Source organism: Streptococcus sp. 21.1, assembly GCF_016648635.1.
GTDB lineage: Bacteria > Bacillota > Bacilli > Lactobacillales > Streptococcaceae > Streptococcus.
Genome location: NZ_JACLQL010000015.1, coordinates 19,888 through 40,530 on the forward strand (window position 1 = coordinate 19,888; position 20,643 = coordinate 40,530).

Below are 20,643 nucleotides of genomic sequence, written 5' to 3' on the forward strand. Positions count from 1 at the left end.
TATCGTCAATTTAATCAATGTCTGTTTATGTTTCAACACCTTCTTTTACATTTATAATGCTAAGTTTCCACAAATCTCAGTTAGGTAATCCACAAAAAAATCCCAAGTGCTCTATGCAACTTGAGATTTTCTTTCTGTCTGGGCATGCCTGAGTCATTCAGGTCTTTTGATTATTTTTCTTTTTGATCTTTGTGATCTTTTTTATTTTTCTTCTTACGTCCGTTGCGGCCAAGTCCTAGACCTGTTACCGATACGGTGAAGCCTGCGATATTGATGGTTTCTTCAATCTTACCTTTGCTTGCTTCTTCCTCATTTGAGAGATTAATTGGCATCTTGTGTTTAGAGCCTTTACCCTCAGCTTGACCAGAAACAGGTGCTTCAAAGTCGTCGCCTGGTCCATAAGTGACTGGTCCCTCATGAGATTCCATTTGTTCTTCGACTTGGTCGAGAACTTCTAGGTCTTGAACCTCTTCAACAACGATATCGTCTGCCTTGTTTTCTTTAGGTTTACCATTGATATCGCCTGTAAGCGGGATATAAACAACGGTTTCTTCAAGGTTACGTTGACCAACGGTCTTACCTTCAACCTTATCCTTATCAGCGCTGTAGCCTTCTACTTCAGGAGTGATGACTGTTTCAAACTGACCTTTATTTGAAGTCCAGTAGCTTGAACCAAGCTCTTCACCTGTAACCTTATCAATGGTCAAACTACGAGTCCATTGAGCGGTTTGGATGTTATTGGCAGGAAGTTCTGCTTGTCCATCGCTAGATGTGTAGAGAACTGTGAAGGTTACATCTTTGATATAGCTTTCACGTTCTGGCCATTTAGCACCATCAGGATTTGCTGGGTTGATTGGTGTACCAGCTTCTTGGATGTTATCTGGACCTACTTGAACAGTACCATGACGAAGGGTAACCATGAAGTTTTGGTCAACATGTGAATCACCATCAAAGATAACACCGTTTGTGAAGCCATCTGCAAGGAGGGTATAACCACGGTCACTATAGTACTTGATACGCTCGATTGTTGAGTATTCAATCACTTCGCCTGATTTACCAAGCAAGTCAACCACTTCAAGTTTCTTACGAGTTGTGCCATCAACATAAGTAACTGTAGCTTTCTGAGCATCCTTGAGGTAAGTTACTACTTCCATGATTTCAGGTGTTTCTACAGAAACATCTGTCATTTCAGCTACTTCCATACGGTCTGGTGTAAATCCAACAACCTCTGGAGAAGGAACAGCTGAGAAGCCAGCTTGAGTACTTGACCATGCTTCATAATTGATAGCGCCTGTCACAAGGTTAACGTTAGCCAAACGTTTGAAATCAAGAACTTCAACGTAATCGTCGCTAGCCAAGCCGCCTTCTTCGAAGACATACTGGATTGTACGTGTCACATCTGCACGGTTTTCAAGCATCTCTACGCTATTTGGCCAAACTGGACTATTAACATCGTTTGGATCTACGACTTCACCTGCAACTGGTGCTGGCATATCTGGGTCAATAAGAACCAAACGTTCACGAAGAACAACTTCGAAGACTTGATCAAAGTCAGAGTCACCATTGTAAGTGTGGTCAAAGGCTGCCGCATAACCATCGTTGACGAGCTCGTAACCTTGTTTGAGCAAGTTTGCGATTTGTTCATCAGTAGAGTAGTCAATCTTCTCACCTGAGCTTCCGATGACAACATCACGAGTCAATTCTGACTTATCAAGCTCATTCATGTAAAGGATAATAGCTTTTTGCTCATCCTTAGCATAAACCACGTTGGTATCTTGACCTGGGTGTTCTGGAGTAATAAAGGCCTTTTCAGAAATGTAACCAAGAACATCTGGAACGACTGTTTCCATAGCCATGGTCGGATCTTCAGGATCGTTGTTGTAGCTTGGAGTAGGCGCATTTTCAATAGGTGTACCATACTCATCTACTGGAATAATCTTACCAAGCTCTGTGTAAGTAACTGTATCTTCCACTTCTGGAAGGTCAGGGCGAACTTCAAGTCCACCAGCTTGACGTTTATCTGCATAGAAGCCTTCAACTACTGGAACTTCTACAACATCATAAGTGAAGCTTTCTTGATCCCAAGTGCTTGTTTGTTCCACTTGGTTAAACTTACCGTGGAAGCTGAAGCTATCTTGAATGTTGATAACTGGATCTTTGTAGCCAGCACCTTGGAAGGTAACCGTTTGTTTCGTATCTTGTGTGATATCATCCAAGATTGGTTCGTAAACCAAGGTTTGGTCCAGGCTGAGGTCAATTGGCAATACCAATTCACTTTCAGCTTGGTAGCCAGCAACTTGTGGTGCTGGTGTTTCAATAACTTGCGTAGCATCTTGAGGATTATTAGCATAATGAACTGGTTCTGCATCCGCGATTGGATTACCAAAGGTATCAACAGGGATAATCTTACCGAGTTCTTTATAGACAACACTGTCTGTAGCTTCTGGTTTATCAGGTGTAACAACCTGCATACCAGCCACTGCCTTGTCCGCATAGTAACCTTCGATAACTGGGACATTAACCTTAGCAAAGGTATAGCTGTCTTGATCCCAAGTGTAAGTGTCTTCTGCTTGATTGTACTTACCAGTGAAAGTAAAGTCAGACTGGATATTAACAGACGGTGTTGCTTCGCCAGCTCCTTTGAAGAAGACCGTTTGCAAGGTTGGTTGCGTTACATCTTCAAGGATTGGAGCGTACTCAACAAGAATATCGTCTGTCAAGCTCTCAGGCATGACACTTTGTTGCATTGGACGATAACCCGGAATGTGAGGAACAAGTGTCTCACTAACCTTAGTTGGGTTATTGGCATCGTTGTTGAAGGTTGGCGTTGGAACGTTTGGAATCAAGCGTCCATTCGCATCAATAGGAATAATCTTACCAAGTGGAACGTAGGTAATGGTTTCTTCGATGTTATCTTCAGTAACCTCTCTACCTTTTACTTCTACTCTATCAGCAAAATAGCCTAAAACAACTGGTGCATAGATATCATAATACTTGGTTTTGTTTGGAGACCACTCTGTCTCATCAACAAGCTCACCTGTAACCTTGTCGAAGGTAAGAGTACGCACCCAATAAGCCTTTTGCACATCGGCATCTGGCAAATCCGCATTACCATCTGTACTTCTGTAAAAGACTGTGAAGCTTACTTCTTTTTCGTAAGCATACTTAGATGGCCATTTAGGTCCATCTGGATTATTAGGATTGATTGGAGTATCTGGGACTTGTTCATTTTCAGGTCCCACCTTGGCAACATCGTGTTGCAAGAGGACGAACCACTCTTGATCATCAATATCTTTATCATCAAAAATGGCATCCTTAGGGAATTCGTCCTGAATCAAGTCATATCCCATGTCTTTGAAAGTCTTGATACGTGTTGCTGTCCCGTATTCAATCGCTTCACCTAATTCACCGGTCAACTGGTCGCTAACCAAGTAAGCACCGGTAGTTTCATCGATATAAGTGATGCTGGCTTTCTTGAAAATCTTACGATACACAACCGGAGTGTCCGCTCCTGGTTTGTTCGGTACTACACTTTTAATATCTGTCATATAATCTTGAACAGCTGGTGTTGCTGTCTCACCCGCCTTTCGTGGATCTTTTTTGTTATTGTTATACTGCTTAGTCAAAGCACCTGGAATATATTCCCCATCTTCTGTCACAGGGATTATGCGTCCCAATTTCCTATAGGTCACATGTTCCGTTACTGTTGGCACATAGGGTGTGACAACGTTAAAACCCGCTTCCTTTTGGTCAGCGAAATAGCCCTGGACAACTGGTACCGATATCTTAGGATAGGTATAGCTGTCCTTGTCCCATTCGATTAAACCAGTCTTCCCATCTCTAGTCCCTGTAAAGACATGGTTTTCCATGACTTCAGGATCTGGAGTTTGCGAATCCGCTCCTTGAAAGATAATCTCCTGCTTGGATGGAATCCTCACAGTTTCCGATTGAGCATGGTTATCAAAGAGGGCTTCGTCAGCTCTGGCAAAATCTAATGGGGAGGGGGCACTGTGGTCAGAGCGACTTTTTGGGTTAGTCAATAATTTAGAAAGATCTATAGTATCAACTAAATCAGAGTGCGCTGATTTATGTGCAATATGCTCTTCGGCAGTTCTTGCTGCTGCTTCAGTCGCATCTTCCCTATAGGCTCTCAAAAATACTCCCCCTTTCTTCTTTTTATGAGAAATAAAATCCTTTACTTGCTAAGTTCTCATGGAAATCTTTTCTATTAAGATTTCATTTTCCCTCAGAGAAGCTAACAAGTTCTTATCAAAGATTAAAATTTTTGATATCTCTTATATATACTATAATACGAGAATCGAATTTTTACAAGTAAGGTGTAAGAACTTTAATCATTTTAACCCCTAAGTGAAAAAATAGCGCTTTAATGTGCAATATCTATCAAGTAGTTTACGAAAGTGACATCAAAATGAGATTACCCCTATAACTTAAATGATGAGTCTTTAATGGTGTTTTCTCTCCCTAAAGACACTCTCATAAGAAATACACTATAAACTATCACAACTACTTCTCATCTTTGAATGGCTAGAGCCTTACTGTATTTGTTAAAGAAATGGCCTATTAGGAATGACACAGGCCAAGCCTGCGACTAGTCCTCGACTAGGGATGCCAATAAATAACTGGTATTACTCCTAGTATAGATTGACTTTGACGCTTCGTCAATAGATTGGAAGCATTTAATGAAAATCCCTAATTTTAAAGCTTTTTCGTATTAAATTGTGCATTAATAATAGTCATTGGGATTAGGCTATTTTGCTGTCATTCTGGGCACCAAATAGTCATAGGTATTTCACAACTCAGCCAAGAAAAGGGTTAAATGACTTTTCACAGTCCACATTTAAGTCTTTACGGAAACCCAGTTATGCCATAAAAACCGAGACTACTGTCTCGGTTCATACAGTTTGGAAACGATTAGATTTGACCTCGGCCTTCACCGTCAAAGTAAACCCACCATTCTGGACTTACTTCAACCCAACGGTTAACTGCCATTTCACCTGAATTTGGATCAAAGTAACGAACAACACCGTTTACGCGAACCAGATGACCTTTGATTTGTTTACCATTGTTATCAAAGAGGAGATTTTGACCATTGATATTAACCATGCCTTTGACAGCATTACCATTACCATCAAAGTAATACCAGCTACCATCAATTTCGTGGAATTGATTGCGGTAGAGCTCACCTGAGTTTACATCATAATAACGAAGGTTACCATCTACGTTTGCCAAAGCACCTTTGACCTGACGGCCATTTTGATCAAAGTAGAGGTTTTGACCATTGATGTTTTGTGAACCTTTTACGGCTGCTCCATCATTATTGAAGTAAGCCCAAACACCTGGTTCGATTTCAGCAAAACGGTTGCGAGCCATTTCGCCTGAGTTAGCATCATAGTAACGGATAGTGCCGTTCTCATTAACGGTACGACCTTTAACTTGGACACCATTGTTGTCGAAGAAGAGTTCTTGACCATTAATGTTTTGGTGACCTGTTACACGTTTACCATTACCATCATAGTAAGCCCAAACGTTATTACCAATTTGAACGAATTGGTTACGTCCTGATGCATTATTATTGTTATCTGGTTTTGGATCTTGTTTACCGTTTGCATTCAAGACACCGTTTTGGTCATAGTAGAAGACTTGACCTCTGCGGTTTTGACGATAACCATCACGCAACTGCACCCCATTAGCGAGGAAGAAGTATTGTTTACCATCGATAGTCTTTTCACCGATTGCCATGCGACCTGAGTTATCAAAGTAGTAAACATTTCCGTCGTTATCTTTGATGAAGGCATTCTTAGCACGTTTGCCATCGTTATAACGATAGTAAACACTGCCCCAGCTCTTCTCGAACCTACCACTACCATCACCGTTTTGGTTGTCGTTGTTAGTTGATTGGTTGCTTCCGACTACTTTTGGAAGGCTAACTTTACCACCATTTGTACCATAGTAACCACTTAGACCATTCTTAAGCACGTACTCTGAACCACGGTCAAGAATATTAGTACCATTCATGTACTTCGCAGACCACTGTGTAATCTTCTCGTCAGTAGTCATACGTTTACCAGTAGAGATTTGAACACGGTCAAAGATTTGTGGGTAAAGACGTTTCAATTCATCAAGGAAGGCACCACCATATTTACCTTGGTAGTCGTTACCAAAAGTACGTGTCTTAGCAGCATAGAGGCTATGATTGATGATTGCACCGTCTTTAGTTTCACCATAGTTATTAACACGAGTTGCAGTGACCACTTCATCACCCGGAAGGTTGTAGATTTGGTCTGGAACCCAGTCAGCAATCGCTGAGATACCTACAGCGTGGAGCGATTTAAGAGCTGCTTTCAAGTCAGCCAATGAACCGTACTTGTTGTCCTTACTCATACCAATATCATAACGGTCTGTAAAGGCATAACCATTTTGGATGACTGAGTCAAGGAAGCTACCATCATCACTTGAAACGTATTGTGGTGCAAGTTCGAATGATGTAATACCCCATGATTTGAAGAGACTAGCATTTTCAGCAATCTTCTTATTAGTGTATTGTGATGGATTTTGAACGAAGTCTTGGAAGTTAGAGAAGCCTTCGTAGATAACTTGTGAATCAAGGGCAGCATTTGATTCGTAGACCAAACCACTGCTGTTTTTCTCTTTACTTGGTGCTACACGCACATCTTGAGTTTCAGAAGCTCCTACTGGCACCCAAACAGCAAGGTAACCATCAACTTGAGGATTACGGATACCACGGATTTCGTTTGCATTAAATGTCAAATTACCATTACCATCAGTGTATTTGACAATGCCGTTAGCATCGCTATCATTCAAGTAAGTAGCCACACCATCCTTTGTTGTCAAAAGCAATGGACGATAAGCTTGGTTACGGTGAGCCGCACCCATGTTAATTGTCAAGTTGCTTGTCAAACGAAGGGCTGGTTGGTTTGAAACGATAACTGCCATACCTTGGTTGCGTGTTTCTGCTGTACCAGCATCAGAAGCACTGTTAGCCCCTGTACCATAACGTACAGATGTCAAGACACCTGCAGCATCCCAACCATTAGTATTACCATAACCGATGTAGTTAACCTTCATATCTTGACCGCCGGCTGCATAGCGGATACGGCCTTTCAAGAGGGTTTCAATAGCATCATAATATGGTGATTTTTTAGCCATATATTGACCATCATCTGTGTACATGTCTCCATAGTAAACACGTGGCACAGTGTCCTTATGTGTAAGCATCAAGGCATATGCTGATGGGATGTTATATTGTGTGTATTGCTTGTTAGCACTACGCATGTCTCTGTTGTAGATTTCAAAGGCTTTCTTCATTTCATCAAGCGTGAAGGTATTCCCTGTTGATTGAGGGTTGATTTCATTTTTGATGATTTGACCAATGATTGATTGTACCTCTGAATCGTGGGCACGAACAAATGAGTAGTTAGCCATACGTTTAGAGTTTTTACCACTTTCAGAACGGTCATTTAAACTATTTGAAATGAGTGGTTCAACTCCTGAACGGTTACCAATTGGACGCAAGAGTGAATATACCAATGCCAAGTGCATAGGGTCATCCATTGGCAATTGAGCACCTTTGGTGTCTTCATTGTAGTAGGCATCATTGTGAGACCATGCTTCCAAGATAGACAAGTGCTTAATAGCTTGTTCTTGGCTTTGATCAGAACCATACTTAGCTTTGAAGTAATCTGAAGCAATTTGGAGAAGGTCAGCATTGACATTATCCACGGCATCGACACGAACACCATCAAAGTTTTCATCTTCAGAACCACCAGTGATAGTACCGATGTTCATGATGTAGTAGAGCCAGTTCAACTGCTCAGCTTGAACCGCTGGGTTTGAGTTGTCGATATCATTAGCCAACAAGAATTCAAAACCACCGTTACTTGTATCCTTAGTATACTTAGGATTCTGTTTACCTGTTTGGCTAGTTGGTGTGCGGTTCAAGAGACGATAGTCAGAGTTAGCATGACTTGTACGACTATCGTTGTTATAGAGAAGGGCACCACCTTGCAAGTGGTCACTATTATCAAGATTTTCAGAAGTTGAATTCCAACCTGGTTGGGTCTTCACGAAATTTTTGATAGTTGTACGCAACCAGTCAGTGTTACCTTCACGCGCAATACGTTCTTCAATACGTTTTTGAACTTCAAGCGCTGCTTGGTCCATTTGGGTTTGTGAGCTGAATGACGTATAGGTCTGATTGGTACCGAGACCTTGCTCCTTCATGTAGTTGAGGTAGCTCGCTTGGATAGCCTTGCTTGGCCACCAAACTGTAAGCAATGGACGTTTGTCATTTTCAGTTGAAGCAGTCCACTCTTTACCATCTTTCAAGATTTCTTTTGGACGGTACCATGTGTTGGCAGTGAAGTAACCATCAACAAGTTCGATATCTTTATCAGTTGTACCATAAAAGGCATTTTTATCACCATTTACAGTAACGTTTGTGTTTGTGCTATCAGCTGATGAACCTGTTCCACCGTTCTTGTCGAAACGGTATTCTTTTTGGTTAGACAATTCACCAGTTTCAGCGTTAAAGTATTGGCTTCCGCCGTTACGTTCAAGGACATAGTTCTTGCGAATAGTGCCATCATCTTCAACGTAGTATTGTTTTCCATTAATAGTTTTGATGTGGCTTGGACCATTAGTTACAACATTGTTAGTTGCTGGAAGGTCGTTATTTACTACTGTGACCGTATTGTTAGCATTGTTATTATTACCAGCAACTGGTGTGGCACGACGGCCTCCTGTAGGACCACGGCGGGCACCAGTCGCACGACGTTCACGTGTCGCTGCACGGTCTGTAACTGTTGTTGTATCAGTTGTAGTATTGTTATTTGTTGTATCAACGGCTGTATCGTTGGTTGCTGTTGTATCTGTTGTAGTTGCCGCACGATCAGTGCCGACTGTCGCTGCCGTATCAACAGCATTCGCTACAACTGTATTTGTTGTATCAGTTGTCAAATCGAAAGTTGCTGTTGGAGCTGCTTGGTCAGTTGCGGCATTGTTTGTCGTTGCAACTGCTGTAGTTGGATCCTGAGCAGTCGTTGTATCGTTAGATACAGTACCCGTATCAACAGAAATATCGGGGATGGCTACAGTAGCATCCGTGTGTTCGTCGGCCTGAACGACACCGTCGTTAGTCCCTAATGAAACCGCTGAGACTGCACCGAGTGACATCCCTGTAACTGCAATGGTTACCCATTGTTTCTTGACTTTGTGCATTTTATAATGTACTTTTTTGTCCATAATAAAAAGACTCCTTTTTCCCATTTATAGCTTCATTCTAAATCATTGAAAGCTTTTTTTCAATAAGATTCGATAAATTTTCATAATTTTTAGAAAAAACACTTTATTGTTTTAATTAAATGAGTTTAAAGTGAGTGTTTCGAAATAAAAAATAGCTTATTTTATTTTTTTTAAATCAATACAAATGATACTCTATCGCTATTTAGAATGATTATTGATAAGGTATTTCTTTTAATGGGATTACAATGAAATCTAATGAAAATTCACAAAATCCTTAAGACTTCTTCTCTTGAGTCATCTAAGATTTACATCCTAACTAAATCATTAGGTTTGTAAAGATGATGATTTTTTAGGAGAGCTTCTCATACTGAAAATAAATTCTAACTATCTAAGCGACTCATTACTTACCGAGGTGTAAGGGCTTTAAATTGAGACCTATAGTGCCAGTAAGAAAGCAGAACACGAGCAACAAGCCATCACATAATAATGTCTCAAAAGCCTATCAATCTTGCTGAAACTAAGGAAAAAAGAAGTATAATAAAGGTGAAAGAATTAACCTATTTAGATACAATTAGAGGGGTAGGTGAGAAAGATGTCAGTACAACATACAAACTTCAACATAAGCCAAGATAAGGGTAAGACTGGTCAAGAGTTCAATAATCAAGAGCTCATTAAGAAGAATGCTCCAGACAACAGGGTTGCTTCTATTTTCCTTGCAGTCGCCTTTTATTTAGCTATAGTCTATCTTGTCTTATTCTTGCTCTTAGGTCTGTCAAATCCTTGGGGAATGCTTATAATAATTTTCCTAGCACCTAGTTTGATTAGTTTTATCATTGCAACTATTTTAACAGGAATAGGACGTAAAAAAGGTAACAAAAACTTTCTATACACTAGTATTATTTTTTACCTAGTCTCAATTTTTTTGGCCTATGACCCTGACTGGGGAGTTTTTCGAGTTATACCAATTCTGTTAACCATTCTAGTAACGATTGGAACTGTGATGTTTAAACAAGATAATGAGCAAGACAACAAATAAGAGACCATGCTCAAGTGGTCTCTTATTTTTATGTAGTCATTTGTATTTCAAAAAGTCAGTTCCATTTTGAAACTTTCACAACATCTCCAAATCAAAAAACACCTTCTAGCTAGAATGGTTAGCTAACATAAAGGTGTTTTTTTGTGCTTATCTGAGCATTGCAAAGACTATTACAATTCTGAAATACGAATAATCTTCGACCTATTCTTCATCTTTCTTACGTTTAGCAAGAAAGGCGAGACCTGTTGCAGTTGCCAAAGCACCAAATGCCATTGACAATGATGAGTTTTCCTCACCAGTCTTAGGAAGCGCTTGGCTTCCACGTTTGTGCTTAAGATCTTTCACTTCAGAAGTTGATTCTGAGGCACTTGTTGAGGCAGAGGTTGAAAGACTTGCTGATGTACTCAATGATGTTGAAATACTTGTTGAAGCGCTTGTGCTTTCAGAGGTACTCAAGAATGCTGATGTAGAAGCTGACTCTGATACTGAAACGCTTGATGAAGCGGATTCTGAGACAGAGGCACTTGTTGAGACTGACTCTGACGTGCTGGCTGATGCTGATAGAGATACACTTGCACTTTGTAATTCGCTCAACGATAAAGACTCACTTGTTGAAATCGAAGTACTTACTGAGGATGATTCTGACGTACCTACTGAGGCTGACGTAGATACTGAAGCGGATGCGCTCGCTGATACTGACTCTGATGCACTTACACTTTGTGATCCGCTCAACGATACAGACTCACTTGTTGAAATCGAAGAGCTTACTGACGCTGAAACTGAGTTTGATACTGATTGTAATTCTAAGATTGAAGCACTTAATGAGGCTGACTCTGACTCAGAGGCTGATTCAGATGCACTTGTGCTTTGAGACTCACTCAATGATGCTGACTCACTAGCTGAAACTGAAGCACTTAATGAGCTCGATGTACTCAATGATACTGATTCAGAAGCCGAAACTGATGCACTTGTGCTCTGCGATTCACTCAATGATGCTGACTCACTAGCTGAAACTGAAGCACTTAATGATGCTGATTCTGAGTTTGACTCAGATTGTGATGTTGACGTTGATTCACTCTCTGAAGTCGAAACTGAATTCGATACTGATTGTGATCCTGAAACAGATGCACTCAATGACGCCGACTCACTCAAGGATGTTGAGTTAGATGTCAAAACAGATTCACTTGTTGAAATGAAGCTTGAAGCCGAGTTCGAAACAGATTCAACAGTTGAAATAATCGCAGAAATTGAAGCACTGAAAGCTTGAGACTGACTTTCAAATACAGAAGCACTTAATGAGCTCGATATACTCAATGATACTGATTCAGAAGCCGAAACTGACGCACTTGTGCTCTGCGATTCACTCAATGATGCTGACTCACTAGCTGAAACTGATGCACTTACTGACGCTGACTCTGAGTTAGATTCTGATTGTGATTCTGAAATTGATTCACTTACCGAGGCTGACTCGGAATTGGACACTGATTGTGACTCTGAAATTGATTCACTTACTGAAGCGGATTCTGAGTTAGACTCTGACTGTGACTCAGACACTGATGCACTCTCTGAAGCGGATTCGGAAGTTGAGACAGACTGTGACTCAGACACAGATGCACTTTCTGAAGCGGATTCTGAGTTAGACACTGATTGTGACTCAGACACAGATACACTCTCTGAAGTGGATTCTGAATTTGAAACTGATTGTGATTCTGAAACAGACGCACTTTCTGAAGCGGATTCGGAAGTTGAGACAGACTGTGACTCAGACACAGATACACTCTCTGAAGTGGATTCTGAATTTGAAACTGATTGTGATTCTAAAATTGATTCACTTACTGAGGCTGAAGTTGAGTTCGACTCAGACTGAGATGCTGATGTTGATTCACTTTCTGAAGTTGAAACTGAATTCGATTCCAGCTGTGATGTGCTTACTGATGCACTTTCTGACGCAGAAACTGAGTTCGATTCTGATTGTGATGCTGACGTTGACTCACTCTCTGAAGTAGAAACTGAGTTTGACTCGGATTGTGATGTCGATGTTGACTCACTCTCTGAAGCTGAAACTGAATTTGACTCGGATTGTGATGTCGATGTTGATTTACTTTCTGAGGTCGAAACTGAGTTTGACTCGGATTGTGATGCTGAAATTGAGGCACTCTCTGAGGCTGACTCTGAGTTTGAGACTGACTGCGATTCAGATACTGACTCACTCTCTGAAGCTGACTCGGAATTTGAGATTGATTGAGAGATCGATGTTGAGGCACTTTCAGATGCTGATGTTGAGTTTGATTCAGACTGTGATGTTGATGTTGACGCACTTTCTGAAGCTGAAACTGAATTTGATTCAGATTGTGACACTGACGTTGACTCACTCTCTGAAGTAGAAACTGAGTTTGATTCGGATTGTGAAGATGATGTCGATTCACTCTCTGAGGTAGAAACTGAATTTGATTCCAGCTGTGATGTGCTTACTGATGCACTTACTGACGCAGAAACTGAATTTGACTCAGATTGTGACTCAGAGATTGATTCGCTTACTGAGGCTGATTCGGAATTTGATACAGATTGTGATTCTGAAATCGACTCACTTGCAGATGCAGACTCGGAATTAGACAATGATTGTGATTCGCTTACTGAAGCACTTTCTGAAGCTGACTCTGAGTTTGAAACGGATTGTGATTCTGAAATTGATTCACTTACTGATGATGACTCTGAATTTGAGGCAGATTGTGATTCTGACACAGATGCACTTTCTGAAGCGGATTCTGAGTTAGACACTGATTGTGACTCAGACACAGATACACTCTCTGAAGTGGATTCTGAATTTGAAACTGATTGTGATTCTGAAACAGACGCACTTTCTGAAGCGGATTCTGAGTTTGAGACAGACTGTGATTCTGAGACTGATTCACTTTCTGACGCTGACTCTGAGTTTGAAGAAGACTGTGATTCAGACACTGATGTACTTTCTGATGCTGATTCGGAATTTGATACAGATTGTGATTCAGACACTGATGCACTTGCTGATGCTGATTCAGAATTAGATACAGACTGCGACTCTGAAATTGACTCACTTTCTGACGATGACTCGGAAGTTGAGGCAGATTGTGATTCTGAAATTGATTCACTTACTGACGATGATTCTGAATTAGACACTGATTGTGAGGCTGAAACAGACGCACTTACTGACGATGAAACTGAGTTTGATCCAGACTGTGAAGCTGAAACTGATTCACTTACTGAGGCTGATTCTGAATTTGAAACAGACTGTGATTCTGAAATTGATTCACTTACTGACGATGACTCCGAATTTGAAACAGACTGTGAGGCTGAAATTGACTCACTTACTGAGGCCGATTCTGAGTTTGACTCGGATTGTGATGTCGATGTTGATTCACTTACTGACGATGACTCTGAATTTGAAACAGACTGTGATTCTGAAATTGAAGCACTTACTGAGGCTGAAGTTGAATTTGACTCTGATTGTGATGTCGACGTTGATTCGCTCTCTGAAGCTGACTCGGAAGCCGAGACTGATTTCGATTCAGACACTGATGCACTCGTTGAGGCTGATTCGGAATTTGATACGGATTTCGAATCCGAAACAGACGCACTCTCTGAAGCGGACTCACTTTGTGAGACACTAGTCTTCAAAGACTCACTCAAGGAACTTGAAATGCTCGCCGATTTCACGGCACTCAAAGATGTACTTGTTGAGGCTGATTGACTTTGTGAGACGCTTGTCTTCAAGGATTCACTCAAAGAACTTGAAATGCTCGCCGATTTCACGGTACTCAAAGACGCACTTGTTGAAGCGGATTCACTTTGTGATTGGCTTGTCTTCAAGGACTCACTCAAGGAACTTGAGATACTCGCCGATTTCACGGTACTCAAAGACGCACTGGTTAAAGCGGACTCACTTTGTGAGACACTTGTCTTCAAGGACTCACTCAAGGAACTTGAAACACTTGCTGATTTCACGGCACTCAAAGATGCACTTGTTGAAGCGGATTCACTTTGTGAGATGCTAGTCTTCAAGGATTCACTCAAGGAGGTTGAAACGCTCTCAGATTTCACGGTACTCAAAGACGCACTTGTTGAAGCGGATTCACTTTGTGAGATGCTAGTCTTCAAGGATTCACTCAAAGAGCTTGAAACACTCGCTGATTTCACGGTACTCAAAGACGCACTTGTTGAAGCGGATTCACTTTGTGAGACGCTCGTCTTCAAAGACTCACTCAAGGAACTTGAGACACTCGCTGACTTCACAGTACTCAAAGACGCACTTGTTGAAGCAGATTGACTTCGAGATTGACTTGTCTTCAAAGATTCACTCAAAGAACTTGAGACACTCGCTGACTTCACAGCACTCAAAGATGCACTCGTTGAAGCGGATTGACTTCGAGATTGGCTTGTCTTCAACGATTCACTCAAAGAACTTGAAACACTTTTTGAGGCTACCGTGCTCAATGAAAGGCTAGTCGATGCAGATTGCTTAACAGACTCACTTCGACTTTGAGAAATCGATTCCTGCTTAGACTGACTGACACTTTGCGACACTGACTGGCTGTAATCACTATCCGACAATTTCACCGTCACAACATTCGTCGTACTATCTTTATAAGTAATCGTTACCGTACCATCACTATTAACCGTATAAGACTTAATACGGTTAGCGACCTCTGGATTCAAGGCAGATACAGCCTCAATAATCTTACTCTTATCTGCGTCTGTTAGGGCAGTCAGGCTGGTCACCTGAATAGTACTTGTCGGCGCCACACCCGGTTTACGATCTGACAAGCGCCCCTGAGTAATACGAATCTCACCCAAGCCATTTGGACGATTCATATTTGACGCATTGTCAATAGCAGCAACATTACGTTGCCATGTGTTTCGGAAGGAATGGTAAAGATCATCTTTCAAATGAATGGTCGCTGTGATGGTTGCAGGATTGTCACTCGTTGCTGTGATATCTCCCGTAATCGGTGCAATATTACCTGTTCCATACTGGCTACTACCAAAGAAATTTCCGTTCAAGGCATTGTCATTCAAGTCGGCTCTTGCAACGACTTTCATTTCTTTAAGCTTACCACTGTCATCTGTAGCCGTGAAAGTCAAAACAGCATCATCGCCAGCATAGATGGTATAGTTTTTCCCGCCACCTTCAAGAGGCGTAGACTCAGGTTCCACACCATCGACAGTCAACTTGGCCGTCACTTCAGGACGCGTTCCGTCCGTTACAGCCACGGAATTGCTGGCATCTGAGTATACCGCATAATCATCATACATGATGCAAGCTTTGGCTGTTACACCACCTGTTTGTAACTTAACTGTCGGCGTCACAATCGCTTGACCCGAAGCATCTGCCACTGCTGTTCCCACTTCGTCGTCATTATTGTATAGAACGACTGTAGAACCTGGCTCAGCTCCTGTCACCGTTACAGGTGTCTGCGTGTAAGCCTTGTCCAATAATCTCGTTTCAACCGTTGGTGCTGCAAGTCGCTTCACTGGAGCCGTCACATCATTTGTGGTGTTATCTTTATAAGTAATAGTCACCACACCAGATGATGAAACCGAATAAGATTTAAAATCCTTTGAAGTGGCAATATTTGGGTTAGCAGTCTTAAAGGCCTCCCAAACCTTATCTTTTTCGGCTTGAGCGAGATTACTTGTGTCATTAACATAAGTCCCCGTTGTCACCGCCGTAATCGGGTTTCGAATGCCATCATTTTGTGGCAAAACCTGAATACGAAGCGTACGTGTCACTGACTGCTTAGCCGTATTAGTCACTACAAAAGAAACATTATAAATTTTCCCAGGCGTTACGACCTCTGTCTGGCCAACAGTCCCCACAATATTAAAGGCGACTGCACTATTTTTCAATGCAGAGGTCTGAGGTACGTTGATCCCATTCACACGATCACTACCAGAAGCGTAGCCAATGCTTTTAATACTATTTCGTGTAGGAATGGTTTCAACAACATTATAAGCCTGATTGATGTAGTCAGAGTTATAAACAGAAATCAAGCCATTGTTAGCCAGACCTAAATTATACTGGGGTGCACGAAGGTTGCTATTAGCATCAATGCGAGAACCATTACGAGGATCACGCTGACCAGATGTCGCACGAAGCACCGCATTGGCAAGACTATTTCTAGCCTGACGAGCCTGACTAATCGTAGGAGCCACATCACTATCACGATCAGCCAGACTGACACGAATGGCATCCAAGGCTTTATCTCCCTTAAGAATAGCAGCATCCGTATTTGGCAAATCAATAGCATGAGCTTTATAGGTATAAATATCTAAGGCTAAATCTTTGAGACGCTTTTCTTGTTCTAAACGCTCAGCATCAGCCACAACCGAGGCAGCTAGCAGCCCAGTCGCCGTATCAGACAATTTGAGATTCGTTTGCACTTCAGATGTCAAGGAAGCGTTTAACAAGGTTGACTCTGAGCTGACAAGGGATAGCCCTACTTTAGAGTCGCTGCCACTATCACTCTTGCTAACTGACTGAACAGATGCACTTGCACTATGCTCTGAACTTTCTCTAAGCGTACTCTCAGACTGACTGTGAGAAGAGGAATCCGTCTGACTTACTGATTCCGACTTAGAAGTTAATGAAGCTGACAAGGAAGAAGAAAGCGAGGCACTCAATGACAAGGATGTCGATCTTGAAGCTAATTCAGAAGCAGACACCGACTGGGTGCGTGATAAAGACTCACTCAAAGAAGCCTCCGAAGTCTGACTTGACGCAGTTTCTGATGACTCTTGACTATTTACTTGACTCTCTTGAACACTGGACACAGACTCCATATTTCCAAGAACAACGGAATCAGATGCAGCTAAGAGATCAGTCTTAGCTCCTGCTTCACTTTCCAAAATCGGCTGATCAGTCATTTCATCCGCATGAGCTACTTGAGTCACAACAGAACCACCTAACAAGGTCCCCGTTGCAAGCACTCCCTTAAGCAGTGTCTGACCTGAAAAAGCAGGTGCATCCACCTCTACCTGATGGGCAGCAACAGACGGTGTATCCACGCCTCCTCTAAGCACCTTAAAAAGACCAAAATTCGACGTCGCCGCACGAAGCCAGTGCTTCCCTGACTTAACCAATTTAAAGCGTGTCACACGATCGGTTTCACGATATTGACCTTCATTCCTTCTAAAAAACATATATACTCCATTTATTTTTGATTAAAACACTCCTTTAAATTTTATCATAAAATTAAGCAAAAAATCTCATTTCGAGATTGCTTTCTAGCGATTAATCACTTCTTTCAGCCCCCTAAAAATACGATAATAATGGTAACCCTAAGACTTATTAAAACTATTTGTATTTTTTGAATATCCGACTAAAAAAATCCCCTACCAATTAGGAAATCACTCTAATCGATAGGGGATATTTGCTTATCTCGCTAAAAGATAATGATTAAACTTACTAAGACTTAGAAGTCTTCACTTTCTTCTTCATCTTTCTTACGTTTAGCAAGAAAGGCGAGACCTGTTGCAGTTGCCAAAGCACCAAATGCCATTGACAATGATGAGTTTTCCTCACCAGTCTTAGGAAGCGCTTGGCTACCACGTTTGTGCTTAGGATCTTTCACTTCAGAAGTTGATTCTGAGGCACTCAATGAGGCAGACACTGAAGCGCTTGTTGAGGCAGAGGTTGAAAGACTTGCTGAAGTACTCAATGATGTTAAAGCACTTGTGCTTTCAGAGGCACTCAAGAATGCTGATGTGCTCGCTGATTCTGATGCAGAGACTGAAGCGGATGCGCTCGCTGACGCTGACGCAGATGCTGAAGCAGATACGCTTGATGATTCTGACGCTGATACAGAAACTGATGCGCTCGCTGACGCTGACTCAGATGCAGAAACTGATGCGCTTGCTGATTCTGATGCAGATGCTGAAGCTGACTCAGATGCACTTGCTGAGTCTGATGCAGAGACTGAAACTGATGTGCTTGCTGACGCTGATTCTGACGCAGAGACTGATGCAGATGTGCTTACTGACTCTGAAGCGGATGCACTTGCTGAGTCTGATGCGCTCGCTGAGACTGACTCAGATACTGAAACGGATGTGCTTACTGATTCTGATGCAGATACAGAAACTGATGTGCTTACTGATTCTGATGCAGAGACTGAAGCGGATGTGCTTGCTGATTCTGATGCAGATACAGAAACTGATGTGCTTGTTGATTCTGACGCAGAGACTGATGCAGATTCAGAGGCGCTTACTGATTCTGAGACTGAGACTGATTCAGATGCACTTGTTGATTCTGAGACGCTCGCTGACGCTGATGCAGATTCAGATGTGCTTACTGAGACTGACGCAGATGCTAAAGCAGATTCAGAGGCGCTTACTGATTCTGAGGCAGAGACTGATGTGCTCGCTGACGCTGACTCTGATACAGAAACTGATGTGCTTGCTGACGCTGACTCAGATGCGCTTGCTGATTCTGATGCAGATGCTGAAGCTGATGCACTTGCTGAGTCTGATGCGCTCGCTGAGACTGACTCAGATACTGAAACGGATGTGCTTGCTGAGGCTGACGCAGATGTTGATGCTGACTCTGACGCGCTTGCTGATTCTGATGCTGATGCTGAAGCGGATGTGCTTGCTGATTCTGATGCTGATGCTGACTCAGATGCACTTTCTGAGGCTGATGCAGATGCTGAAGCTGAGGCACTTGCTGATTCTGATGCAGATACTGACTCAGATGCACTTGCTGATTCTGATGCTGAGACTGAAGCGGATGTGCTTGCTGATTCTGATGCTGATGCTGACTCAGATGCGCTTGCTGATTCTGACTCTGATACAGAAACTGATGCGCTTGCTGATTCTGATGCAGATACTGAAGCTGATGTGCTTGCTGATTCTGATGCAGATGCTGACTCAGATGCACTTGCTGATTCTGATGCAGAGACTGAAGCTGATGTGCTTGCTGATTCTGATGCAGATGCTGACTCAGATGCACTTGCTGATTCTGATGCAGATGCTGAAGCTGACTCAGATGCAGATGTGCTTGCTGAGGCTGACGCAGAGACTGATGCAGATACGCTTGATGATTCTGACTCTGATACAGAAACTGATGTGCTTGCTGACGCTGACTCTGATACAGAAACTGATGTGCTCGCTGATTCTGATGCAGAGACACTCGCTGAGGCTGACGCTGAAAGTGAGTTGGAAACAGACTGTGATTCTGAGATAGAGGCACTTGTTGATGCAGACTCAGAATTTGAAACTGATTGTGATTCTGAAACTGATGCACTTACAGATGTACTTTCAGAATTAGATACTGATTGTGAGCCTGAAACAGATGCACTCAATGACACTGACTCACTCAATGATGCTGAGTTAGATGTTGAAATCGATTCACTTGTTGAAATGAAGCTTGAAGCAGAGTTCGAAATAGACTCAACAGTTGAAATGATTGCAGAAATTGAAGCACTGAAGGCTTGAGACTGACTTTCAAATACAGAAGCACTCAAAGAGCTTGATGTACTTAATGATTCTGATTCAGAAGCCGAAACTGACGCACTTGTACTTCGAGATTCACTCAATGATGCTGACTCACTAGCTGAAATTGAAGCACTTACTGACGCTGACTCGGAATTTGAGACAGACTGTGATTCTGAAACTGATGCACTTTCTGACGCTGATTCTGAGTTTGAAACAGACTGTGATTCTGAAACTGATGCACTTTCTGAGGCTGATTCGGAGTTTGAAACAGACTGTGATTCTGAAACTGATGCACTCTCTGATGCTGATTCTGAGTTAGACACTGATTGTGATTCTGAAACTGATTCACTTTCTGAGGCTGACTCTGAGTTTGAAACAGACTGTGATTCTGAAACTGATGCACTTTCTGACGCTGATTCTGAGTTAGACACTGATTGTGATTCTGAAACTGATGCACTTTCTGAAGCTGATTCTGAGTTTGAAACAGACTGTGATGCTGATGTTGATTCACTTTCTGAAGTTGAAACTGAGTTTGACTCGGATTGTGATGTCGATGTTGACTCACTCTCTGAGGCTGACTCTGAGTTAGATACTGATTGTGATTCTGAAATTGATGCACTTTCTGAGGCTGATTCGGAGTTTGAAACAGACTGTGATTCAGAAACTGACGCACTCTCTGATGCTGATTCTGAGTTAGACACTGATTGTGATTCTGAAACTGATTCACTTACTGATGCTGACTCGGAATTAGACACTGATTGTGATTCTGAAACTGATGCACTTTCTGATGCTGATTCTGAGTTAGACACTGATTGTGATTCTGAAACTGATTCACTTACTGATGCTGACTCGGAATTAGA

The 20,643-nt window shown here is 42.0% G+C and carries 5 protein-coding genes; 1 reads left to right on the forward strand and 4 read right to left on the reverse strand.

Annotated elements, in window-relative coordinates:
* Positions 1 to 170: 170 nt before the first annotated feature.
* Both H7U01_RS09100 and H7U01_RS09105 read right to left on the reverse strand, forming a co-directional pair.
* Positions 171 to 4,154: a mucin-binding protein gene (locus H7U01_RS09100; RefSeq protein ID WP_201041479.1), complete on the reverse strand. Its 3,984-nt coding sequence runs from the start codon at positions 4,152 to 4,154 to the stop codon at positions 171 to 173.
* Positions 4,155 to 4,932: 778 nt separating this feature from the next.
* Positions 4,933 to 9,282 carry a glycoside hydrolase family 70 protein gene (locus tag H7U01_RS09105; protein ID WP_201041480.1) on the reverse strand — a complete coding sequence of 1,450 codons (4,350 nt, stop codon included), beginning with the start codon at positions 9,280 to 9,282 and terminating at the stop codon, positions 4,933 to 4,935.
* A gap of 592 nt (positions 9,283 to 9,874) precedes the next feature.
* Here H7U01_RS09105 and H7U01_RS09110 point away from each other — a divergent pair.
* Entirely contained in the window at positions 9,875 to 10,318 is a 444-nt protein-coding gene (locus tag H7U01_RS09110) for a hypothetical protein (protein WP_201041481.1), read from the forward strand.
* 201 nt (positions 10,319 to 10,519) lie between these two features.
* On the opposite strand, the gene H7U01_RS09115 is transcribed toward H7U01_RS09110, so the two are convergent.
* Positions 10,520 to 17,494, reverse strand: a complete 6,975-nt coding sequence (locus tag H7U01_RS09115; protein WP_201041482.1) for an accessory Sec-dependent serine-rich glycoprotein adhesin — start codon at positions 17,492 to 17,494, stop codon at positions 10,520 to 10,522.
* Positions 17,495 to 17,766: 272 nt separating this feature from the next.
* Positions 17,767 to 20,643: LPXTG cell wall anchor domain-containing protein (locus tag H7U01_RS09120; RefSeq protein ID WP_201041483.1), on the reverse strand; the 2,877-nt coding region annotated here is incomplete at its 5' end.